The sequence below is a fragment of the Bradyrhizobium sp. Gha genome, assembly GCF_900113735.1.
Classification (GTDB): Bacteria; Pseudomonadota; Alphaproteobacteria; order Rhizobiales; family Xanthobacteraceae; genus Bradyrhizobium.
Genome location: NZ_FOQM01000049.1, coordinates 34,725 through 52,697 on the forward strand (window position 1 = coordinate 34,725; position 17,973 = coordinate 52,697).

Consider the following 17,973-nt stretch of genomic DNA (forward strand, 5'->3'; position numbering starts at 1 on the left):
TGCCGAGGTCTGACGAATGGCATCGCGCTGGAGCGCTCTGATGGACAGAACTTCAATCTATGACGAGTTGGCTCGCGTCGAACGCGATGTGGTCCAGGGTGAGCGCCGGCTCGCAGAACAGGAGCGCCTCATCGTCGACTTGAAACGAGAAGGTCAAGATACGGCAAATGCCGAACTGGAGCTGGAAACGTTGCGCGAAATCCAGCGCCAACGCGATCAAGACCGGCAACGGCTCCTGTCGCTGCTTCAGCCGTGAGTTAGCGCAAAAAGCGCGGCCGGATGACAGCGATGCGATCCGGATTCTTCCGCGGAGACAGCCTGGATTGCTTTGCTGCGCTCGCAATGTCTGTGTTGAGAGAGCGTTGGCTTGCGCTGACGACAGTCTCGCCTCAGGAGCCCGATGCCGCACATCCCGTGCGCTACGTCCACCGGCACGACGTCAGGTACGTCAGCGAGGACATGAGCCTGGTCTTGCAAATTCAGTTAGGGCTGAACTTTGCGCTGGTCGTGTTTGCTGGGTGTCACTTCGCCAGCAGGGATGTTGGAGATGGATATTGGCCAGGCAGGATCGGCGAGCCTTAGCGCCTGCAGCATCGATTTCGCCGCCCGTGTTTAACGAATGTGAATGCCGGAACCCTGCGCAACCAGGATGATGCGCCTTTCAGTCGAGGGGGCGTTCCCATGTTTGATGCCGGTACCAGAGCCTTGCTGCGCACGATTTTGGACGAGGTGTGCGGGCAGATCGACCCGTCTCAGACCGCCACGCGGGCTCACGTCGCCGCAGAGATCCTTGCTGCTGCCGGTCGTGAGGCCACGCCTGAAAACATCAAGGCAGCGGGCAGGGATGCACTGAAGAGCGCTCCCACGATGTGGCGGTAGGCGGCGCGTCGATCATCAGGCGAACGCGAACCACGCCAGCACCGCAAAGACCGGGATGACGGCAAGGCCGAACAATAGCAGCGGTGCAGGCTCATTTCCGGTGCGGTCATCTCTCATGTTCGCTCCCTGGCAATTGCCCGGCGACGTCAAAGGCGCGCGGATCAGGAAATCTCTTTCGGCAAGTCCCATTCGGCCTTGGGCTCGAACGGCTCCGACTTGAGCCGGCGCCGATAATCCCGCGCCGCATCGAGGAGGTTTTGCCTGACCTCCTCGTCTGCGGTTTGTGCCGCGAGGGCTTCGGCCCGCTCTGCCTGCTCCGCGAGGGATTCTCTGCTCATGCACCGCCAACTCTGCGACGCGACGAGCGTTCCAGGCTCTGCTTCCTCATGAACCGGGGTGGGGGATTGAAGCGGCATGAAAAACCGCCCCTGGCAGGGCCAGGAGCGGTTTCTCGAAATCGGTGCGGCGAGGGCTCAGTGACCGGTGCCGGGCTTCGTCGTCTTCGGCGGCTTGCCGTCTTCGACGCGGCCTTCGTTCCTGAGGTCGCGACCTTCCTGGGCCTTCCTCTGGCTCTCGGCTGACTTGCCGTGTTCGTTCATCTCTTCCTTGACGTACCCGGCAGCTTCTTTCGCCTTGCCTTGAACGCTCATCGCAATCTCCTCGTTTGGAGATGAGTCAACGCGCCTGAGGATGGGCCGTTCCTGCGGCGGTTGATCCGCAGGCCGCAACGGAAAAGGTGCATCTGCCGGGAACAGGTTAGTCGTCAGCGCGTACCGATGCGTTGATGTCGCGGGCAGAAACCGGAAAAATGCTCCGCGTCCGACATCCCTGTTGTGTCCGGTTGCCACCCGGCAGTGCGCTCGATAACGCGCCTCTGCCCAGCCGGTTCAACTCAGCCTGAACCAACGTGGTGAGCGGGGTTCCGCCCCTTCGACGCCTGTCGAGGCTCGGCTTATGCGGCGATGCGCTGCGCGGCGGGCGCCGTCAAATATTTCAGCACTTCGGCATGCTCGAGGTCGGGAACCGCGATCGCGGTGTGGCTGTAGATCGCGTGCGAGCGCGATTTTGCGATCTTGTCGAGGATCTCTTTGCCCTTGATGACATGGAGGCCCATTCCGTCTCCGGAGGGGAAGATCGCAAGCACCACGTCATAGGCGCCGATCACGGTTCTGAGCGCTTCGGCCTTGTCTTCGGCGACATCGACAAACACGCGGACATCGGCTGCGAGTTCACGCAGCTCGTCAAAATTCAGCACTGTGGGTTACTCCAACGCAACGAGACTGATGAGGAGAGTGGCGGGGTTGGGTTACCAGAGTCTGAACAACATCGATCGGATCGAAAGTTTCACGGTGAGGTGACAGGTCATGTGGAAAACTCCGCCAGCAGCCAGCGGAGGCTCACACGACCTCAGGCGCGCCAGCGCATCGGAAGCACGCCATCCTCTCTGAAACTGCCGAGGAAGGCGAAGCGATCGGCTTGCGGATTGATGCGGGCTGCGATCGAGACGCCGAGGATCTGCACGACGTCGCGCTCATCGTAAACGGGCCAGGGCGGCAGGCCTGATGCGTTGGGGTTCCCGGTCGTCGCAAAGTTCACCCAATAGCTCATCATCGTCTCCGCCATCGCGCGATCGGCGTCTGCAGCCGGTGTGGTGCAGCCGATCACCCGCTGCGGCGTCAGGGTGCCGAACACGAAGGGAATCTCGGTGACGTGCGAGGCGATCGGCGTGTAGGGCGAGGTGTAGACGAAGTGATAGCCGTAGACGGGCGCGCGCGTGCTCGCTCGATGCAGCCGCAGCCACTGCCAGCACTGCTCGCCAATGACCATGTCGCCCGTGAGCGCGGCGGCAGACGCCCTGGCCTGCGCGTCGGTGTCGGCGGGATAGAGCGCGAGGAAATCCGTCAGGCGGTTCTGGCCGAACGTCTCTGCCGCCGCCGAGCGAAAAGCTTGCGCCGAATGAGCAGGCAGCGAGCGCGCCATGAAGGGGAATTCCTCCGCGCCGTTCCACCCCGAAAGCAGGGGGATCTGCATCTGTTCGCCACGCAGGAACCGGCGCGCGGGAACGTCGGGCACCACGTAACGGTCGATGCTCGGCGAGAACGCTTGCGCGACATGGTCGTCCTGGAAGCGCCACGGCGCAGCGGCGTTCAGCTGCTCGGCCGGCATCGCGCGCAGGGCTGCGATCGAGGCCTCGCCTTGCCGGCGCGCGAAGGCCACGCCGCGGGCGCGAGCTTCCTCGAAACTTTGCAGCGGTCCGTGCCGGCCATCCCAGAAGGCGCCGCTCTGGCCGATCGCTTTGTGAAATAGCCTGCGTGCAAGCGGCGAAGCCATCAGAAGGCCGACGGCCATCGCGCCGGCGGATTCGCCGAACAGCGTGACGTTATCAGGGTCTCCGCCGAACGCCGCGATATTGGCCTTCACCCAGCGCAGCGCCGCGAGCTGATCCTGCAGGCCGTAATTGCCGGACGGCGATGTCACATCGAGCTCGGGATGGGCGAGAAAGCCGAGGACGCCGAGGCGATAATTGAAGCTGACGACGACGACCCCCTTCGCCGCCAGCAGCCGGCCGTCGGTGGCGGGATTGGCCGACGAGCCGAACTGGAAGCCGCCGCCGTGAATCCACACCATCACGGGCCGCTTCTCGTCGGTCGCTCTCGCGGCGGTCCAGACGTTGAGCGTGAGGCAGTCCTCGCTGCGCGGTTCCGGCCTCGGATCATTCTCAAGCGACGAGAGAGCCGCCGCGCCAAAGGTCAGGGCATAGCGCACCCCATGCCACGGCGTTGGCGGCTGCGGTGCACGCCAGCGCAGCGGACCGACTGGAGGTGCCGCATAGGGGATACCCTTGAATGCGATCACGCCGCATTCGTCTCGTGGCTCGCCGCGCACCAGGCCGGCTTGCGTGCGAACCTGTCGGCACAGTCGGGCGGTTCCAGAGGTCATCGGGCCATGCACGGGCGCGTCTCCTTGGCGAGGGCGCAGCGAGATTTATCGACTTTGTGGCTCGATGAATTTATGCATAATTGCAATTGATCGCTAAAAACCGTCAATGTCCCGGCAGAAGCTCCGTTATCCTCTTCGTTATCCCTGGGTCGACCTGGACGTCGACGACCGGTCGGCGCCTGTCATTGCCGTATGCGTCGACGCCGACGGAACCAAAGGCGAGGTGCCCGAGCACAGGCATCGCAAAGGGCAGCTCGTGATGTCGCTCGGAGGCGGCGTCACCTGCCGCGTTCGAAGCGGCCTGTGGATGGTGCCGCCGCATTGCGCGGTCTGGATTCCCTCTGACATGCCGCACAGCAATCGCGCCACCGCGAACGCGCGGCTGTTCTTCGTCTACATCGAGGCGGAGCTGGTCGATCTGCCGGATCGCTGCTGCACCATGTCGATCTCGCCCTTGCTGCGCGAAGTGATCGTGGAGCTCGCGGACGGCACGCCGCATGACGAGGCACGGCGGGAGCGCCTGATCGCCGTGCTGCTCGGCGAGCTGCCGCTCATGCGTGTGCAGCATTTACATCTGCCGCTCTCGCGCGAGCCGCGGTTGAAGCGCATCGCCGCCGTGCTGGCGGATAACCCGGCCGACCGTCGCACGCTGGCAGAGTGGGCCGATCACGTCGCGCTCAGCGAGAGCAGCCTTGCGCGGCTCGTCGTGAAGGAAACGGGGCTGACATTCGGACACTGGCGTCAGCAGCTGTATCTGATCGTCGCGATCCGCGAGCTTGCCGCGGGCGCGAGCGTGCAGCGGGTCTCCGCCGATCTCGGCTATGAATCGGTCACGGCTTTCATCACGATGTTCAGGAAGGCGCTCGGCAAATCGCCGGCCAAATATCTCGGCAGCATTGCTCGGGAGACCTAGTCGCGTTCGCGCGCGGACAAGTCGTCGCTCCGGCAGAACTCTCTCGGGATGCTGTTGAATTCGATTTGTCGTTGCAGTCCAATGGTGCGGCAGCCGCAATCGTCAGACGAAAGATGACGGAACTTATCCAGAACTGCTGCTTGCGTTTTCGCCCTCAATGGGTTCTAAGCCCGGCTGCTTCGTGGCCGACAGGCACGAACAGACGCGGCGCGCGTGGTTTTACCGTTTCCGGGACAAGGCTACGTCGCAGCTCGCGCGCACCCCATTCAGAGGAAATCCAGACATGGCGAAGATGACCAAGACCCAGTTGATCGATGCGATCGCCGAGGGCACACAGCTTGCGAAGAACGATGTGAAGTCGGTCATCGAGTACATGGCAACCGTCGGTTACAAGGAGCTCAACGAGTCCGGTGAGTTCGTGATTCCCGGTTTCGTGAAGATGTCGGTCGTCAACAAGCCTGCGACCGAGGCCCGCATGGGCGTCAATCCCTTCACCAAGGAGCCGATGCAGTTTGCGGCAAAGCCGGCGAGCAAGTCGGTCAAGGCTTCGCCGCTGAAGGTGGCCAAGGACGCCGTCTGAGTGCGCCGTCCGCAATGCGATGTCTTCAAAAGGGGAAAACCCCGCCTGGGGGAAGCGGGGTTTTCTGATGGGGTGAAGCTTGGGGGAAGCTTCATTGGTGAGACGCGCCAGCGCTGAAGAAGTTCATCGCGCGACGAAGAGAGCGTGCGCGGCAAACGGTCGCTCCACCAAAGAAAAACCCCGCGCTTGCGCACGGGGCTCTCTTGCCGGCGGCGTTGGGATTTCAGCGCGTGCCGCGCAGCGCCTCTCACTTAAGGTTGCAGATCCCAAAAGCAACAGCGCCGCGGTGACGGAATATGTTCGTCCATCGCGGCGCTGTCATATTGACTGGGCGCTGAAATCCCCAGCTTCAATCAGTCCACGGCGCAGCGGAAAGGTTCAATGCGACGTGCACACGAAATGCCGGGCAAGGGCTGGACTCCTTGTTCTCATTTTGTTCTAGTGAATCATCCGATTTGGAGATGATTCATGACCGTCGAGAAACAGCGCGAAGTGATCCGGCTCTGGAACCAGCTCAGGAAGGTCGAGGGCCCGGCAGCAGAAGAGCTCCGCATCCAGATCCTGGAATGCTTCTCGGAGAAGGGCAACGCCAAGCGCGCGGCTTGAGCACTCTCGGATCGGCCGGGCGTTTATCGTTCGTTTGCCTAGCGCTTGCCGCCGCGGACCTCATCATCGGCGGGGACCCGTGGGCAGGCGACGCCGCTGGTCGCGAGTGCGACGAAGCCGGCATAGCCGGACAAGTTGAGCAAGACTTCGAGCCAGGCGGGCATGGCGGCCTCCTCGTGCGGAATGCTACCACAACGTGTGCCCGGGCACTTCGTTCCGGGCTTGCAAAGGGCCGCCACTCAGAGCGGTGAAGTGGGGTCGAGCCGTCGCCCGAGCGCCGCAACCGATTCCGCGGAAGGCGAGTCCTTGAGGAACTCGGCGATCGCGCTGGCGAGCTCGCGGTCGCTCATCGGCGTCGGCGGCGGACGCAGCGCACCGACACCGAAATTGCGGACGATCTCGTCGTAATGCTGCGTCTTGTTTCTTGGAACGAGCCTTCGGATGCGGTTCAGCAAAGCGGATATCGGCAATCTCTCCTCCTCGACCTCCGCCCCGTTGGCAGCTCTTGGGGTGTGCTGCCAGCTTTGCCGTTTGAAACTGAAAACCCCGCCAGCACCGCGGAGATGCTGACGGGGCTTCGTGCTGTCGCCTCTACCGGATAGCGGAGGCTCCGCACTTCCGAACTCCAATTCGCGCATGGTGGTGATCGTTCCCCCCACGTCGGCCTTTTTTTCTGAGGCGCCAGGTTCCATGGGATGCGAACCATCACCCATGATCGGCGTTGTCTCCACGATTTGCGAAGGAGGAGAGACCATGAGGAAGACACTCGCAGTTCTGGCCACCGTCGCGGCTGTCGGCGTGACCGCGATTGCGGCGCCCGCACCTGCGGAGGCGCGCGGCGTTGGCCCGGGCTTGGCGTTCGGCCTCGCCGCCGGTGCAATTACGGCGGGCGCCATTGCGGCATCCCATCCCTACGGCTACGGCTATTACGACCCCTACTATGGCGGCCCGGCCTATGCTTACGGCCCTGGCCCCTACGCCTATTATGGCGGGCCGTATTATCGACACCACCATTACTATCGCCGCTGGTAACAGCTGACGAAACGAAAAGCCCGGAGCGATGCTCCGGGCTTTTTTCGTGCGCACTCGTTTCGTGCGCACTCGGCCTACGCGACGTCGTTACGGCCAGAGCGAAGGCCGTTCCACCTTCCGCGCGTTCTCGAGGGTCGAGACGAAATATTCCTCGCGCTCGCGCCTGAATCTCTCCTGCGTGGCACGGAACGCGGCGACACGTGTTGCGATCTCTTCGCGTTCGCAAATCTTGCGTTGTTCGTCTTCGGTCATGACAAATCCCCACCATACTTGAGCATGTGTACACGTCTGAACTCAAGCACTGCCGCCGCAATTACGTTGAGTCGCGTCAATACATGCATTGGCGCTTCTGATTGGGGCGTCAATGGGGAGGAGGCATTGCAGGATTGTGATAAGCGAAAGGTCGGAAAATATTGCCGCCCGTGCAGCTCGCGCCTTGCGTGGCGGTGGATAACAGCGTCAACAATCTTGTCGCTTGCACCTCTTACAGCTAGCGCGAATTTTGAATCGGAGGCGACGCATGATTGCAGAGGACCTTCAGAGCGGCGTCGAACGGCTCGGCGACATGATCGCGGATGCAAAGGTCATCGTGCCGTTCACCGGGGCCGGCATCTCGACCGAATGCGGCATCCCGGACTTCCGCTCGCCCGGCGGAATTTGGACGCGCAACCGTCCCATCCAGTTCGACGAGTTCGTCGCGAGCCAGTCAGCGCGCGATGAATCGTGGCGGCGGCGTTTTGCGATGGAGGAGGTGTTCGCCGCAGCGAAGCCCGGACGCGGACATCGCGCACTCGCTGCACTGCATCGCGCCGGCAAGATCCCCGCGGTCATCACCCAGAACATCGACAATCTGCACCAGGCCTCAGGCTTCGCGCCTGACAGCGTGATTGAACTTCACGGCAATACCACTTACGCGCGCTGCATCGGATGTGGGCAGGTCTATCAGCTCGATTGGGTGAAGCAGCGGTTCGACCGGGATGGCGCCGCTCCCAACTGCACCGCGTGCGACGAGCCGGTGAAGTCAGCGACAATCTCGTTCGGGCAGGCGATGCCCGAGGGCGAGATGCAGCGCGCGACCGAGCTCTCGCAGGCCTGCGACCTCTTCATCGCGATCGGTTCCTCGCTCGTGGTGTGGCCGGCCGCGGGCTTTCCGATGATGGCAAAGAACGCCGGCGCACGCCTGGTGATCATCAATCGCGAGCCGACCGAACAGGACGACATCGCCGACCTGGTCATCCGTCACGACATCGGCGAAACGCTCGGGCCCTTTGTCGCTAATTGAGGCATCAATTTGATTCGGCTCTGCGCAAGCTGTTCATAGGTGCCGGCGAATCTCTTTTTTTGTCTATGCCTCGCAACCGGGAGTGTTATCTTTTGATTCGAAAGATTCGCGTCGCGTCGAAGTGAGAAGATTCTCTTAAGACGCGTGATTCGAGCGCCGCCAATGTGGCGGGTTGCATGGCATGTGTGGGGTCCGGGGTTATGGGGTCGTCGGACGGATTTGAGTCCAAGAAGCTGGGAGTTCCTGCGTCGGGCGAGCACGGCGCCGGTCGCGATAGCGCGCTCAGTCCCTTCACCGGCCTAGGTGAGGGCAGCGCCAACCTCGTCGAGGTTCATGGCGTCATCAAATGGTTCGACGCCTCAAAGGGCTACGGCTTCATCGTCCCTGATAATGGATGGCCTGACGTACTGCTGCACGTGACCGTGCTGAGGCGCGATGGCTTCCAGACGGCTTACGAGGGCGCCCGCATCGTGGTCGAGTGCATCCAGCGCGCCAAGGGCTATCAGGCCTTCCGCGTCGTCTCGATGGATGAGTCCACCGCGATCCATCCGGCGCAGATGCTGCCGCCGCGCACCCATGTCACCGTCACCGCGACCAGCGGCCTCGAGCGGGCCCAGGTCAAATGGTTCAACCGGCTGCGCGGCTTCGGCTTCCTGACCTGCGGGGAGGGGACCCCCGATATCTTCGTCCATATGGAGACGCTGCGCCGCTTCGGCATGACCGAGCTGCGGCCCGGCCAGTATGTGCTGGTCCGCTTTGGGCCCGGCTCGAAAGGCATGATGGCGGCCGAGATCCATCCGGAGACCGGGTCGCCGGGCCTCCAGTCGCACTAGCGGTATCCCATTGTCCTATTCGTGAGCAGAAGCGCGCGTCCCCGGGGCGCGCGCTTCTGGCTTTTGCCACGATGGCCGCGTAAGGATGCCGCAGTCCCTCCGTCGTCAGGCGACCAGCGCATCCCGAGAATCCTGCCATGAGTTTTGATCGTAAGGCCGTCCGGTCCCCCATCCGGGGCTGGCTCGTCGCCGTCCTCGTCATTGCCGGTTTCGCCGCCGCTGGCGCGCCGGCCCGTGCCGCCGACTTCCAGCCGCTGGAAATCGTCACCAGGAACGGCGTGCAGGTCTTCTCGGTGGAGATGGCGACCACGGATCAGGAGAAGGAGACCGGGCTGATGTACCGCAAGGAATTGGCCGACGGCAAAGGCATGCTGTTCGACTTCAATCCCGAGCAGGAAGTCTCGATGTGGATGAAGAACACCTATGTGTCGCTCGACATGATCTTCATTCGCGCCGACGGCCGGATCCTGCGCATCGCGGAAAACACCGAGCCGCTCTCGACCAGGATCATCTCGTCAGGCGGCCCCGCCCGGGCCGTCCTCGAGGTGGTGGCGGGAACCGCACAGAAATACGGCATCCGTCCCGGAGACCGCGTCGGTCATCCTCTGTTCGGCAGCAAATAGGCCGTGCAGGAGGATGCCCCCGGTCGCTCGCCTTCAGGGCCATGTCGGCGGTTTGCAAAGCTTGATGGCCTTCATGGAAGCGTGTATCGACGGGGCTCGCCGGACATTCGGGGTATAGCGCAGCCTGGTAGCGCGGCAGTTTTGGGTACTGCAGGTCGTTGGTTCGAATCCAGCTGCCCCGACCACTTCAGAAATAAGACAATAAAACCAATGACTTGCTTATTTCAACCATCCAGAAAATGGTGCAACTCGTAACAGTTTGCCGGCGCATTTAGCCGGAGCGCGGACACATTATTGCCACAGTTGTCCCGCAAGGTTATGTCGATCTAACGCGGCTTTGCGCAATTATCGATCGCGCAGCACGCCAGCACAGCAGAGAATCGCTCCCAGCTCGCTCAACCGGCGGGCCAACTCTGACGTGCTGACTTGACTCTTGCGACCCGCCTAAAGTCCTTTCTCCGAATCGAGACCAAGACCGCGCCCAGCCTCGCTGACGCGAGCGGTTTCTATTTCGACTTGTTCGGCGCGACCCCGACCCTGGCCGGTGTGACGGTCACGCCCTACACAGCCATGACGTGTGCGCCAGTCGCGTGCGCCGTGCGCTCGATCTCCGAGGCGGCGGGCTCGCTTCCCCTCCACATTTACAAGCGGCTCCCGGACGGCGGCAAAGAGAAGGCCACCGGTCATCCGCTTTACAATCTCCTCCATGACGCGCCGAATAGCTTTGCGCCGGCCGCGTTGTTTCGCACCCAGCTCATGGCCGACGCGCTGCTCCAGCCCTACGGCGGCTTTGCGCAAATCGTCCGCGTTGATGGCAAGCCCTATGAGATCCTCCGGCTCGATCCCAGGCTGTCCTCGATCGTTGTCGATTACTCCAACTTCGAGCCGCTCTATGTGATCAAGGCGGACGGCAAGAATCCGGCCCGCGAGATCCCGGCAGCGGACATCCTCCACATTCCGACGCCGGCCTATGATCCCACGCGCGGCCTTGTCGGCGAGGGCCGCAACGCGATCGCGCTGGCGCTCGTGCTTGAGCGCCATGCATCGCGGCTGTTCGGCAACATGGCGCGCCCCAGCGGCGTGCTGAGCCTCAAGGGCAACGTCACACCGGACGCACTCCAGAAGGCAAAGCTGGCGTGGCAAGCGTCCCAAGGCGGCGACAATGGCGGCGGCACTGCCGTGTTGCCCCAAGACGCTTCCTGGACGGCGCTCACTCTCAACTCGACCGACGCGCAATTCCTGGAGATGCGAACGTATGCCGTGGCCGAGATCGCACGGCTCTTTCGTGTTCCGCTCCACATGCTGATGCAAGTCGATCGTGCCCAGCCGCGTAGCGTTGAGGCGATCGGTCAAGAATTCCTCTCCCAAGCTCTGTTGCCCAGGCTGAAGGCCTTCGAGCAGGAGTTGGAGCTGAAGCTCCTCACGCCAGAGGAGCGCAACCAGTATTGCATCGAATTCAATATCGACGGCTTCGCTCGCGCCGATCTCCTCGCGCGCGCCCAGGCGCTCAGCGCCACCGTGTCCGCGCGAATCCTGAATCCGAATGAAGCGCGCCAGATCGGCTTTGGGCTTCCCGCCTATGAGGGCGGTGACGTTTTCGAGAACTTCAACACATCATCCGCGCATGCCGGCGGCGCACTCAATGCCAACGAAGAGGCCGCCTGATGCTGCGCAACGTCCATCTCCACGGCCAGCTCGGTAAAGAGTTCGGCAAGTCGCATCGCTTTGACGTGATGACTGCCGGAGAAGCCTTGCGCGCGCTCAACTGTGCCTTTCCTGGTCGATTCGTGAAGGCGATTGAGCAAGGCGCATACAAGATCGTGCGCGGTGACAAGCGCGCTGGCATGCAGCTCGACCTGGAACTGGTCACTCAATTCAATCTCGGTCTCGCTGACCTGCATATCATCCCGGTCGCAAAGGGCGCCGCATCGAATACCGCGAAGGGCACCACCAAGATCGTGCTTGGTGCGGCCCTGGTCGGCGGCGCGATCTTCATGTCGGGTGGACTGCTCGCGACCCCGCTTGCGGCATCTGGCATTCTCTCGGGCACCACCTACGGCACCGTTGCCGCAATCGGCCTAGGCCTTGCTCTGTCCGGCGCTTCCACGCTGCTGACCAAGCCAGCCGGACAGCAGACCCAGCCGTCCAATGGTCTCAGCGTCAATGGCGGCAACATCGGCAACTCCGGCAAGCAAGGCGATGCTGTCCCGCTGATCTATGGCGAGGTCATGGTCGGCACTACGCCAATCGAAGCCTGGTCAGACGTGGAAGACATCAGCGTCTATGCCGACAACGCCGGCTCTATTGAGACCGCGTTCGGGGAGCGCGACTGATGGCGATCACCGCATTCTTTGGCGACCAGGAATATACGTTCAAGCTCACGCCGGCACTGATCCGCGAGCTGGAGGCCAAGTGCGGCCCTATCGGCGCAATCGCTCAGCGCGTCTTCGCCCGCGCCTTTAGTCAGGCCGATCTCTCCGAAGTAATCCGGCATGCGCTCATTGGTGGCGGGAACGTCACGCCCAAGCGCGCCGCTGAAATGATCGCCGCATATGCGGACGGCCGCCCTCTGATCGAAATCTATGAACTCGCCGCGAAGATCCTGGAGCGGACGCTGTTCGGCAATCCCAACGAAAAGGAAACACCCAAGTGAGCTTCGCTACCGGAACACCCATCACCGACAACAACCCATTGCCGGTCACCGGAAACAGGGCAATTGTCGCTGCTAATTTCACCCGTCCGGCCGATACCAATGCCTACGCTGTTGGCGACCTGGTAGCGAACAACGTCGCGGCGGGCTCAGTTGTGCCGCTGGCGTTGGCTGCGTCTCGCATGCCCGATGGCACCGGAGTGATCCGTCGCGGTCGTCTCACCAAGAGCGGCACTGTCACCGCTAACGCGATCTTTCGGGCGCACCTCTACAAAGACCCGCCGACGCCCACCAATGGCGACAACGGTGCATTTCAGACCGGCGGAGCGCTAACCTACGTCGGCTCGCTGGATTTCGACATGACCAGCACGAACGCCCGCGCGTTCACGGATGGCGTGAAGTGCATCGGCACCCCGAACGTCGGCTCGGAAATCATCTTCGATCCGAAGGCAGGCACGCAAAACATCTACGCTCTGATTGAAGCCCGAGGGGCCTACGTGCCTGTTAGCGGCGAGACCTTCACGCTGGCTTTGGAAGTGTTTCGGGACTGATCATGGACCGCCTCGAAATCAAAGCAACCCTGAGCGTCACCGATGCCGGCGAGATCGTTGGCACGGCATGGCCCTTCAATGCCGGTCCGGACACCACCGGCGACATCATCACCAAGGGCGCCTTCAACTTCATGTCGGCGGACCTTCCAGTCTTGTTTCAGCACAACCCGGCCGATCTCATTGGCACCTGGACCGAGGCCGCGGAAACACCTGATGGCCTCATCGTGAAGGGCAAACTGCACACCGATCAGCCCCGCGCTCGCACTGTGCTCGGCATGATCAAAAGCGGCTTGGTCTCCGGCTTGTCCATTGGCTTCAAGACGAAGGCCTCAATGCAGCAGGGCCGGAACCGCGTGATCAACGCGCTGGATCTTTACGAGATCAGCGTGGTGCGCAATCCGGCGCATCCACGCGCCCGCATCTCTTCAGCGAAGGAATATGACCGCGCATCCGCCGTGGCGTCGGTCATCCGCGACTTCACGGCAAACATCTGAACCTCATCACGTCAAAGGAAGGCTCGACTACCAAATGAAGCATCTCACTACCCTCGAATTTAAGGACGCTCCGGAGCTGTCTCCGGAAGAGCTGGTCAAGAAAGAGCTGGCCGACTTGCAGGCTAAGCTCGAAAAGAAATCTGCGGACGAGCACGCCGCACTCAAGCGTCGAATTGACGAACTTGAGGCGAAGGCCTCGCGTTTGCCCACCGGCAACGGCAACCAGGACGCCGGCCTCGAAACCAAGGCGTTTGATGCGTTCCTGCGCCGTGGCGCCGACAAGCTCGACGATCTTGAACGCAAGACGCTGACTGTCACCGGCAACACTGCGATCACGCCGCCGGAGTTCGGCAAGGAAGTGATCAAGCTTCTGCGGCAGTTCTCGCCGATCCGGCAGTTTGCGCGCGTGGTCACCGTCGGTTCAAGCTCGGTGAAGTATCCGCGCCGCACCGGCAGCACCGCCGCAACCTGGGTGGATGACACCGCTGATCGCACTGAGAGCGAGCCCTCCTATGAGCAGGTCACGCTGACGCCTTACGAGGCCGCGACCTATACGGACATCAGCAACCAGTTGTTGGAAGACAACGCATACGATCTCTCCGGCGAGCTGGCCTCCGATCTTGCCGAGAGCTTCGGTATCGCTGAAGGCTCCGCCTTTGTGACCGGCGACGGCAACGGCAAGCCCAAGGGTATCATGAATGCTACGGGCATTCAGACCTTCATCACCGGTGCCGCTGCCAACTTCCCGACCAGCAATCCGGCCGACGTCCTGATCAACATGTTCCACAAGCTGCCGGCCGTTCACGCCCAGAACGGCGCCTGGTTGATGAACCGGAACACCCTGAGCGTCATTCGCCAGTTCAAGGACGGCATGGGTCGTTATTTGGTCCTGGATGGCCTATCCAGCGGCGCGCCGGTCACGCTGCTCGGTCGCCCGATCGTTGAGGCGGTCGACATGGCGGACATCGCGGCCAATGCGTTCCCGATCTTGTTCGGCGATCTCGCCGGCTATCGGATCGTTGATCGCGTCAGCTTCGAAATGCTCCGCGATCCCTACACGGTCGCGACCAAGGGGCAAACCCGCTACCACGCTCGAAAAAGAGTGGGCGCAGACGTCACCCATCCCGATCGTTTCGTGAAGCTCAAGGTCTCGGCGACCTAAGAGGACATGAACATGCAGCTCGCAACGTTTGCCCTCCAGCTCGGCGACAGTGACCGGACGTATGTCCTGCGCCCCACGTTGCGGGCTGCATTCCACCTACATCGCAAGTATGGCTTCGCCGCTCTATACGAAGCCGTCCGCGAAGGCAGTTTCACCGCCATCATGGATCTGATCACCGCGACCAGCGCAGACGTTCCGATTGCATCCATGCAAAGCGTCCTAGACGCGCGCGAACAGCTTCTCGAGTTTGTCCTGATTTTGAGCGGCGCCCGCACCAGCAGCACTGACAAGCCGGTATCGGGCAGGCCCATGCCGTTCGATGAATACTTCGCTCAGCTTTTTCAGATCGGCACCGGCTGGCTTGGATGGGCTCCCGCCGACGTTTGGGATGCGACGATCTCTGAGATCCTCAACGCTCAACAAGGTCGCATGGCGATGCTCAAGGCCATCTTCGGCAGCGGTAGGGATGACCAGGAAGAAGGCGGTCTCGACAGCGTCCGTGACAAGCTCAACGCCATCGGCGACCTCAACGTCCATTCGCTAGGAGCAATGTGATGCCGTTCAAACCCCGTCGTGTCTGTAGCTGCGGCAAGGTCGTCTGGTCCGGCGAGCTATGCGCCTGTCAGATCAAACGCAAGGCAGAGAACGATCGGCGCCGGCCGAACGCAAACGATCGCGGATATGACAGCCGTTGGTCCAAGGCTCGCCGCGCGTTCCTGGACAAGCACCCGGATTGCGTCATGTGCGGTAAGCCTGCTGTCGTGGTCGATCATTTAAGCCGCACAAAGGCGACCAGAAGCTTTTCTGGGATAGCCGCACCAACTGGCAGTCGCTCTGCCAGCATCACCACAACAGCACTAAGCAATCGCAAGAGCGCCAACGATGACCGCTAAGACCAACCCTCGACGTTCTACCAAGACGTTCGCACAGTCGCTGCCTGCGCTGATGGATTACCAGCGCGACATGCATGCTGCGCACAGGCAGATGACCCGCTCAGTCCGCGCGTTTGTTCGCCAGATGGAAGCGCAGATGGCTGAGCTACGTCATGGTCTCGACCAGCACTTGGCTGCACAGCGCGACGAAGCGGAACGCGCCATCTTGGCCTCGCATACCCGGGGGGTGGGTCAAAGCTCTCAAGAAATCGCCGGGGACCGGTTGTCCCGGGTCACGCAAGAGAGCGTCTAATTGGAGTTTTTTCGACTATGCCCGGCATCACTTTGGACCAAGCCAAAACCCATCTCAACGTCACGCTCGACGCCGACGATGACCTCATTTCCGGCAAGCTGGCGACTGCGAAGGCCTGGATTGGCGCCTATACCGCGTCAGATCCCGACGCCGACACCGCGCCCGCACCGATCGGCGAGGCCGTGCTGCAATTGACGGCACACCTCTACGAAAACCGGGAAGCCAGCTTGGTTGGCGTCACCGCGTCCGCTCTGCCGTTCGGTTTCCTCGATTTGTTGGCCCCTTATCGCGCGTTTGCCTTCTAAAATGACCGTTTCCGATCCTTCTTTGGCCCTTCAGAAAGCCATCCGGAGCCGCCTCATCGCGAGCCCGGAACTGCTAGCGCTCGTCCAGGCTGACCACGTGATGGACGCAAACGGGCGGCCGGAGATCATGCCGGCCGTCTATATCGGCGAGGGCCAGTCAATATTTCGGCGCTTCGACGCGACCAGCCACGCCACCTTGCACGTCTGGTTTCAAGAGCCGGGCTTGGTCCAGTGCAAGGAAGCCGTCTCCGCGATCGTTGCGGCGCTGCGGATCGACGCCCAGGCTGACGGCGTGCTGCCGATCGACGGCTTCGTCGTCTACGACATGCAGGCTACCCAGACCCGCTACCTTCGCGACCCCAACGGCTCATTCAGCCATGGCATTGTCTCGGTTGCGGCCATCGTGAAGGCGAACTGACATGCGCGGTGGCAACCTCGATCGCGTCATTGAAATTCAGCGCCGCGGCACCGGCCTGGACCTCTACGGAACGCCCGTTGAGACCTGGACCACTGTGGCTACCATGCGCGCCCAGCTTCTGAAGAACGGCACCGACACCCAGGAAGGCCAGCGCGGCGAGACCACCAACGCTGTGTTGACGTTCCGCACCCGCTACCTGGATGGGGTGACGCCGGAAAGCCGGCTCACCTACCAGGGCCAGCAGTTCGAGATCATCGGGATCAGCGAGCTAGGCCGCCGTCGTGGCCTAGACCTCGTTTGTCGGAGGGTTGGCCCATGATCACCGCCGAACGTCTGCGGCAGCTGGTCGTCTATGACCCCGCCACGGGCACGTTTACTCGCGACGGGAAGCGCGTCGGCTCAACGAACCCCGACGGCTATCTCGTCATCCGGCTGGACGGCCGGACCTACCTCGCACACCGGCTGGCTTGGCTCTACATGAAGGGCGAATGGCCCCAGCGCAGCGTTTCCTTCCGCGACCATGATCGGGCAAACCTCCGCTGGACCAATCTGCGGCTGGCATCACCCCGGCAGACGGCTTGCAGCCGGAAAGCGAGCAACAAGCTTGGCGTGAAGGGCGTCCGCGCCGCAGCCAACGGCAACTTCCGCGCCTCGATTTACGTCGACCAACGGCATGTCAACCTTGGCACGTTCGCCACGGTGGAAGCGGCCGGCGAAGCCTATGCCATCGCCGCACGCGTGCACTTCGGGGAATTTGCGAGGAGCGATTTGCCGTGAAGCTAGATGGAATACCGCATCAAGTGGCGCCAGTGCCCATCGAATTTCTCGACGCCACGCCAATCTACGCGCCGATGGCGCGCTCGGAGATTGGCAACTGCCGCACCGTAGCGTTTCAAGGCTTCGTGCGACATGTGACCGGTTCCCGGAATCCAATTGGCATCAATTTTGAACCGAGGCTCATACTCACGCAACGTGATGACGTTGCCTTTCGGCGGCTCAATAGCTTCCACCAGTTGGTCAATGAGCTGTTCCGCAGTGATCATCTCAGTCCCTCTAGCTCTGGGGAGACGGCTTAGTGAAAGGCCGCAAACCCGAGATTTACATGGACATTAACGCGCTCCCTTCGACTATGAAGGCACCGACTTGGCTAAGCAAGCATGCCAAAGTTGAATGGCGCCGCGTCATGCCGTGATCTTCCCCCGAAAAAGTGGACAGGGTTCAAGCCGATTTTAGCTCCATCTCGACCGGGCTGATATAGCCGATGGCCGAGTGTCTGCGGTGATGATTGTAGAAGCCCTCGATGTAGGTGAAGATGTCGCGCTCTGCTTCATTGCGGGTAGCATATTGGCGGTGATGGACCAGTTCGGACTTGAGCGTGTGGAAGAAGCTTTCCATAGGGGCATTGTCGTAGCAGTCGGCTCTGCGGCTCATCGAAGGCAGGAAGCCGGCGGCTTGCAGCGCTTGGCGATATTCGGTTGAAGCATATTGGGTGCCGCGATCGGAGTGATGGATCAGGCCGG

The 17,973-nt window shown here is 61.9% G+C and carries 31 protein-coding genes and 1 tRNA gene; 23 read left to right on the top strand and 9 right to left on the bottom strand.

Going from position 1 to position 17,973, the window contains the following annotated elements; genetic code table 11:
* The first annotated feature begins 16 nt into the window (after window positions 1-16).
* Window positions 17-256: a hypothetical protein gene (locus BM222_RS35550; RefSeq protein ID WP_244547382.1), complete on the top strand. Its 240-nt coding sequence runs from the start codon at window positions 17-19 to the stop codon at window positions 254-256.
* A gap of 425 nt (window positions 257-681) precedes the next feature.
* The gene (locus tag BM222_RS35560) at window positions 682-879 is read left to right on the top strand and encodes a hypothetical protein (protein ID WP_092239240.1); all 198 of its coding nucleotides are present in this window, start codon (window positions 682-684) and stop codon (window positions 877-879) included.
* A 161-nt stretch (window positions 880-1,040) separates the two neighbouring features.
* On the opposite strand, the gene BM222_RS41540 is transcribed toward BM222_RS35560, so the two are convergent.
* The 4 genes from BM222_RS41540 to BM222_RS35575 form a co-directional block, all read right to left on the bottom strand.
* Window positions 1,041-1,217, bottom strand: a complete 177-nt coding sequence (locus tag BM222_RS41540) for a hypothetical protein (RefSeq protein ID WP_177243658.1) — start codon at window positions 1,215-1,217, stop codon at window positions 1,041-1,043.
* A 135-nt stretch (window positions 1,218-1,352) separates the two neighbouring features.
* Window positions 1,353-1,529, bottom strand: a complete 177-nt coding sequence (locus BM222_RS41545) for a hypothetical protein (RefSeq protein WP_177243659.1) — start codon at window positions 1,527-1,529, stop codon at window positions 1,353-1,355.
* Window positions 1,530-1,831: 302 nt separating this feature from the next.
* Window positions 1,832-2,134, bottom strand: coding sequence for a hypothetical protein (locus BM222_RS35570; protein WP_092239190.1), 303 nt, complete (start codon window positions 2,132-2,134; stop codon window positions 1,832-1,834).
* A gap of 152 nt (window positions 2,135-2,286) precedes the next feature.
* Window positions 2,287-3,819 carry a carboxylesterase/lipase family protein gene (locus BM222_RS35575; protein ID WP_177243660.1) on the bottom strand — a complete coding sequence of 511 codons (1,533 nt, stop codon included), beginning with the start codon at window positions 3,817-3,819 and terminating at the stop codon, window positions 2,287-2,289.
* Between the two features lie 106 nt (window positions 3,820-3,925).
* Between BM222_RS35575 and BM222_RS35580 the strand changes: the two genes are divergently transcribed.
* The 3 genes from BM222_RS35580 to BM222_RS41550 all read left to right on the top strand — a co-directional run bounded on the left by BM222_RS35580 (window position 3,926) and on the right by BM222_RS41550 (window position 5,918).
* A complete protein-coding gene (locus BM222_RS35580) occupies window positions 3,926-4,732 on the top strand; it encodes an AraC family transcriptional regulator (protein WP_092239194.1) in 807 nt (268 codons plus the stop codon).
* Window positions 4,733-5,015: 283 nt separating this feature from the next.
* Window positions 5,016-5,312: an HU family DNA-binding protein gene (locus tag BM222_RS35585; protein ID WP_027542683.1), complete on the top strand. Its 297-nt coding sequence runs from the start codon at window positions 5,016-5,018 to the stop codon at window positions 5,310-5,312.
* Window positions 5,313-5,780: 468 nt separating this feature from the next.
* Window positions 5,781-5,918, top strand: coding sequence for a hypothetical protein (locus BM222_RS41550; RefSeq protein ID WP_177243661.1), 138 nt, complete (start codon window positions 5,781-5,783; stop codon window positions 5,916-5,918).
* Window positions 5,919-5,956: 38 nt separating this feature from the next.
* Here BM222_RS41550 and BM222_RS42925 read toward each other — a convergent pair whose 3' ends face one another.
* Together BM222_RS42925 and BM222_RS42530 are read right to left on the bottom strand one after the other, a co-directional pair.
* Entirely contained in the window at window positions 5,957-6,082 is a 126-nt protein-coding gene (locus tag BM222_RS42925; protein ID WP_283810283.1) for a hypothetical protein, read from the bottom strand.
* Window positions 6,083-6,157: 75 nt separating this feature from the next.
* Window positions 6,158-6,631 carry a hypothetical protein gene (locus tag BM222_RS42530; RefSeq protein ID WP_244547383.1) on the bottom strand — a complete coding sequence of 158 codons (474 nt, stop codon included), beginning with the start codon at window positions 6,629-6,631 and terminating at the stop codon, window positions 6,158-6,160.
* 40 nt (window positions 6,632-6,671) lie between these two features.
* On the opposite strand from BM222_RS42530, the gene BM222_RS35595 reads away from it, so the two are divergent.
* Window positions 6,672-6,950 (top strand): hypothetical protein, encoded by a 279-nt coding sequence (locus tag BM222_RS35595; protein ID WP_092239196.1) that lies wholly within the window; start codon window positions 6,672-6,674, stop codon window positions 6,948-6,950.
* A gap of 87 nt (window positions 6,951-7,037) precedes the next feature.
* Here BM222_RS35595 and BM222_RS41555 read toward each other — a convergent pair whose 3' ends face one another.
* The gene (locus BM222_RS41555; RefSeq protein ID WP_177243662.1) at window positions 7,038-7,202 is read right to left on the bottom strand and encodes a hypothetical protein; all 165 of its coding nucleotides are present in this window, start codon (window positions 7,200-7,202) and stop codon (window positions 7,038-7,040) included.
* 268 nt (window positions 7,203-7,470) lie between these two features.
* Between BM222_RS41555 and BM222_RS35600 the strand changes: the two genes are divergently transcribed.
* The 17 genes from BM222_RS35600 (at window position 7,471) to BM222_RS35680 (ending at window position 17,230) form a co-directional block, all read left to right on the top strand.
* A complete protein-coding gene (locus BM222_RS35600; RefSeq protein WP_092239198.1) occupies window positions 7,471-8,232 on the top strand; it encodes an SIR2 family NAD-dependent protein deacylase in 762 nt (253 codons plus the stop codon).
* 200 nt (window positions 8,233-8,432) lie between these two features.
* Window positions 8,433-9,065: a cold-shock protein gene (locus BM222_RS35605; protein WP_177243663.1), complete on the top strand. Its 633-nt coding sequence runs from the start codon at window positions 8,433-8,435 to the stop codon at window positions 9,063-9,065.
* 137 nt (window positions 9,066-9,202) lie between these two features.
* On the top strand, window positions 9,203-9,688 hold the full coding sequence (locus BM222_RS35610) for a DUF192 domain-containing protein (RefSeq protein WP_092239202.1): 486 nt from the start codon (window positions 9,203-9,205) through the stop codon (window positions 9,686-9,688).
* A gap of 108 nt (window positions 9,689-9,796) precedes the next feature.
* Window positions 9,797-9,873 (top strand) — tRNA-Pro (locus BM222_RS35615).
* A 241-nt stretch (window positions 9,874-10,114) separates the two neighbouring features.
* Window positions 10,115-11,353 (top strand): phage portal protein, encoded by a 1,239-nt coding sequence (locus BM222_RS35620; protein ID WP_092239204.1) that lies wholly within the window; start codon window positions 10,115-10,117, stop codon window positions 11,351-11,353.
* Window positions 11,353-12,021 carry a tail assembly protein gene (locus BM222_RS35625; RefSeq protein ID WP_092239206.1) on the top strand — a complete coding sequence of 223 codons (669 nt, stop codon included), beginning with the start codon at window positions 11,353-11,355 and terminating at the stop codon, window positions 12,019-12,021. The genes BM222_RS35620 and BM222_RS35625 overlap by 1 nt, the downstream gene beginning before the upstream one ends.
* The gene (locus BM222_RS35630) at window positions 12,021-12,341 is read left to right on the top strand and encodes a gene transfer agent family protein (RefSeq protein WP_092239208.1); all 321 of its coding nucleotides are present in this window, start codon (window positions 12,021-12,023) and stop codon (window positions 12,339-12,341) included. Before BM222_RS35625 ends, BM222_RS35630 begins: the two co-directional genes overlap by 1 nt.
* The gene (locus BM222_RS35635; RefSeq protein ID WP_092239210.1) at window positions 12,338-12,889 is read left to right on the top strand and encodes a hypothetical protein; all 552 of its coding nucleotides are present in this window, start codon (window positions 12,338-12,340) and stop codon (window positions 12,887-12,889) included. The genes BM222_RS35630 and BM222_RS35635 overlap by 4 nt, the downstream gene beginning before the upstream one ends.
* Before the next feature lie 2 nt (window positions 12,890-12,891).
* Window positions 12,892-13,383: an HK97 family phage prohead protease gene (locus BM222_RS35640; protein WP_092239212.1), complete on the top strand. Its 492-nt coding sequence runs from the start codon at window positions 12,892-12,894 to the stop codon at window positions 13,381-13,383.
* Window positions 13,328-14,545: a phage major capsid protein gene (locus BM222_RS35645; RefSeq protein ID WP_092239214.1), complete on the top strand. Its 1,218-nt coding sequence runs from the start codon at window positions 13,328-13,330 to the stop codon at window positions 14,543-14,545. The genes BM222_RS35640 and BM222_RS35645 overlap by 56 nt, the downstream gene beginning before the upstream one ends.
* Before the next feature lie 12 nt (window positions 14,546-14,557).
* Window positions 14,558-15,100 carry a hypothetical protein gene (locus BM222_RS35650; RefSeq protein WP_143106156.1) on the top strand — a complete coding sequence of 181 codons (543 nt, stop codon included), beginning with the start codon at window positions 14,558-14,560 and terminating at the stop codon, window positions 15,098-15,100.
* Window positions 15,100-15,438, top strand: a complete 339-nt coding sequence (locus tag BM222_RS35655; protein ID WP_349509898.1) for an HNH endonuclease — start codon at window positions 15,100-15,102, stop codon at window positions 15,436-15,438. The genes BM222_RS35650 and BM222_RS35655 overlap by 1 nt, the downstream gene beginning before the upstream one ends.
* Window positions 15,428-15,730: a hypothetical protein gene (locus BM222_RS35660; protein WP_092239218.1), complete on the top strand. Its 303-nt coding sequence runs from the start codon at window positions 15,428-15,430 to the stop codon at window positions 15,728-15,730. Before BM222_RS35655 ends, BM222_RS35660 begins: the two co-directional genes overlap by 11 nt.
* A 17-nt stretch (window positions 15,731-15,747) precedes the next feature.
* Complete coding sequence (locus BM222_RS35665) at window positions 15,748-16,035, top strand: head-tail connector protein (protein ID WP_092239220.1); 288 nt, start codon at window positions 15,748-15,750, stop codon at window positions 16,033-16,035.
* A 1-nt stretch (window position 16,036) separates the two neighbouring features.
* A complete protein-coding gene (locus BM222_RS35670) occupies window positions 16,037-16,453 on the top strand; it encodes a DUF3168 domain-containing protein (RefSeq protein WP_092239222.1) in 417 nt (138 codons plus the stop codon).
* A gap of 1 nt (window position 16,454) precedes the next feature.
* On the top strand, window positions 16,455-16,772 hold the full coding sequence (locus BM222_RS35675) for a phage head closure protein (RefSeq protein WP_092239224.1): 318 nt from the start codon (window positions 16,455-16,457) through the stop codon (window positions 16,770-16,772).
* The gene (locus BM222_RS35680; protein ID WP_092239226.1) at window positions 16,769-17,230 is read left to right on the top strand and encodes an HNH endonuclease; all 462 of its coding nucleotides are present in this window, start codon (window positions 16,769-16,771) and stop codon (window positions 17,228-17,230) included. Before BM222_RS35675 ends, BM222_RS35680 begins: the two co-directional genes overlap by 4 nt.
* Window positions 17,231-17,232: 2 nt before the next feature.
* Here the strand turns inward: BM222_RS35680 and BM222_RS35685 are convergent, their stop codons facing one another.
* Together BM222_RS35685 and BM222_RS35690 are read right to left on the bottom strand one after the other, a co-directional pair.
* A complete protein-coding gene (locus tag BM222_RS35685) occupies window positions 17,233-17,496 on the bottom strand; it encodes a hypothetical protein (protein WP_092239228.1) in 264 nt (87 codons plus the stop codon).
* Between the two features lie 175 nt (window positions 17,497-17,671).
* A partial coding sequence (locus BM222_RS35690; RefSeq protein WP_143106035.1) for an IS3 family transposase occupies window positions 17,672-17,973 on the bottom strand: 302 nt, incomplete at its 5' end.

What these genes read in the sequence shown, in the direction of transcription:
- BM222_RS35625 (WP_092239206.1), top strand. Translation starts at nt 11,353, where the DNA reads ATGCTGCGCAACGTCCATCTCCACGGCCAGCTCGGTAAAGAGTTCGGC.
- BM222_RS42530 (WP_244547383.1), bottom strand. Translation starts at nt 6,631, where the DNA reads ATGGGTGATGGTTCGCATCCCATGGAACCTGGCGCCTCAGAAAAAAAG.
- BM222_RS41540 (WP_177243658.1), bottom strand. Translation starts at nt 1,217, where the DNA reads ATGAGCAGAGAATCCCTCGCGGAGCAGGCAGAGCGGGCCGAAGCCCTC.
- BM222_RS41555 (WP_177243662.1), bottom strand. Translation starts at nt 7,202, where the DNA reads ATGACCGAAGACGAACAACGCAAGATTTGCGAACGCGAAGAGATCGCA.
- BM222_RS35665 (WP_092239220.1), top strand. Translation starts at nt 15,748, where the DNA reads ATGCCCGGCATCACTTTGGACCAAGCCAAAACCCATCTCAACGTCACG.
- BM222_RS35660 (WP_092239218.1), top strand. Translation starts at nt 15,428, where the DNA reads ATGACCGCTAAGACCAACCCTCGACGTTCTACCAAGACGTTCGCACAG.
- BM222_RS35645 (WP_092239214.1), top strand. Translation starts at nt 13,328, where the DNA reads ATGACCGCGCATCCGCCGTGGCGTCGGTCATCCGCGACTTCACGGCAA.
- BM222_RS35675 (WP_092239224.1), top strand. Translation starts at nt 16,455, where the DNA reads ATGCGCGGTGGCAACCTCGATCGCGTCATTGAAATTCAGCGCCGCGGC.
- BM222_RS35680 (WP_092239226.1), top strand. Translation starts at nt 16,769, where the DNA reads ATGATCACCGCCGAACGTCTGCGGCAGCTGGTCGTCTATGACCCCGCC.
- BM222_RS35685 (WP_092239228.1), bottom strand. Translation starts at nt 17,496, where the DNA reads ATGATCACTGCGGAACAGCTCATTGACCAACTGGTGGAAGCTATTGAG.
- BM222_RS35585 (WP_027542683.1), top strand. Translation starts at nt 5,016, where the DNA reads ATGGCGAAGATGACCAAGACCCAGTTGATCGATGCGATCGCCGAGGGC.
- BM222_RS35610 (WP_092239202.1), top strand. Translation starts at nt 9,203, where the DNA reads ATGAGTTTTGATCGTAAGGCCGTCCGGTCCCCCATCCGGGGCTGGCTC.
- BM222_RS35560 (WP_092239240.1), top strand. Translation starts at nt 682, where the DNA reads ATGTTTGATGCCGGTACCAGAGCCTTGCTGCGCACGATTTTGGACGAG.
- BM222_RS35655 (WP_349509898.1), top strand. Translation starts at nt 15,100, where the DNA reads ATGCCGTTCAAACCCCGTCGTGTCTGTAGCTGCGGCAAGGTCGTCTGG.
- BM222_RS35575 (WP_177243660.1), bottom strand. Translation starts at nt 3,819, where the DNA reads ATGACCTCTGGAACCGCCCGACTGTGCCGACAGGTTCGCACGCAAGCC.
- BM222_RS35600 (WP_092239198.1), top strand. Translation starts at nt 7,471, where the DNA reads ATGATTGCAGAGGACCTTCAGAGCGGCGTCGAACGGCTCGGCGACATG.
- BM222_RS42925 (WP_283810283.1), bottom strand. Translation starts at nt 6,082, where the DNA reads ATGCCCGCCTGGCTCGAAGTCTTGCTCAACTTGTCCGGCTATGCCGGC.
- BM222_RS41550 (WP_177243661.1), top strand. Translation starts at nt 5,781, where the DNA reads ATGACCGTCGAGAAACAGCGCGAAGTGATCCGGCTCTGGAACCAGCTC.
- BM222_RS35650 (WP_143106156.1), top strand. Translation starts at nt 14,558, where the DNA reads ATGCAGCTCGCAACGTTTGCCCTCCAGCTCGGCGACAGTGACCGGACG.
- BM222_RS35670 (WP_092239222.1), top strand. Translation starts at nt 16,037, where the DNA reads ATGACCGTTTCCGATCCTTCTTTGGCCCTTCAGAAAGCCATCCGGAGC.
- BM222_RS35595 (WP_092239196.1), top strand. Translation starts at nt 6,672, where the DNA reads ATGAGGAAGACACTCGCAGTTCTGGCCACCGTCGCGGCTGTCGGCGTG.
- BM222_RS35605 (WP_177243663.1), top strand. Translation starts at nt 8,433, where the DNA reads ATGGGGTCGTCGGACGGATTTGAGTCCAAGAAGCTGGGAGTTCCTGCG.
- BM222_RS35550 (WP_244547382.1), top strand. Translation starts at nt 17, where the DNA reads ATGGCATCGCGCTGGAGCGCTCTGATGGACAGAACTTCAATCTATGAC.
- BM222_RS35580 (WP_092239194.1), top strand. Translation starts at nt 3,926, where the DNA reads ATGTCCCGGCAGAAGCTCCGTTATCCTCTTCGTTATCCCTGGGTCGAC.
- BM222_RS35640 (WP_092239212.1), top strand. Translation starts at nt 12,892, where the DNA reads ATGGACCGCCTCGAAATCAAAGCAACCCTGAGCGTCACCGATGCCGGC.
- BM222_RS41545 (WP_177243659.1), bottom strand. Translation starts at nt 1,529, where the DNA reads ATGAGCGTTCAAGGCAAGGCGAAAGAAGCTGCCGGGTACGTCAAGGAA.
- BM222_RS35630 (WP_092239208.1), top strand. Translation starts at nt 12,021, where the DNA reads ATGGCGATCACCGCATTCTTTGGCGACCAGGAATATACGTTCAAGCTC.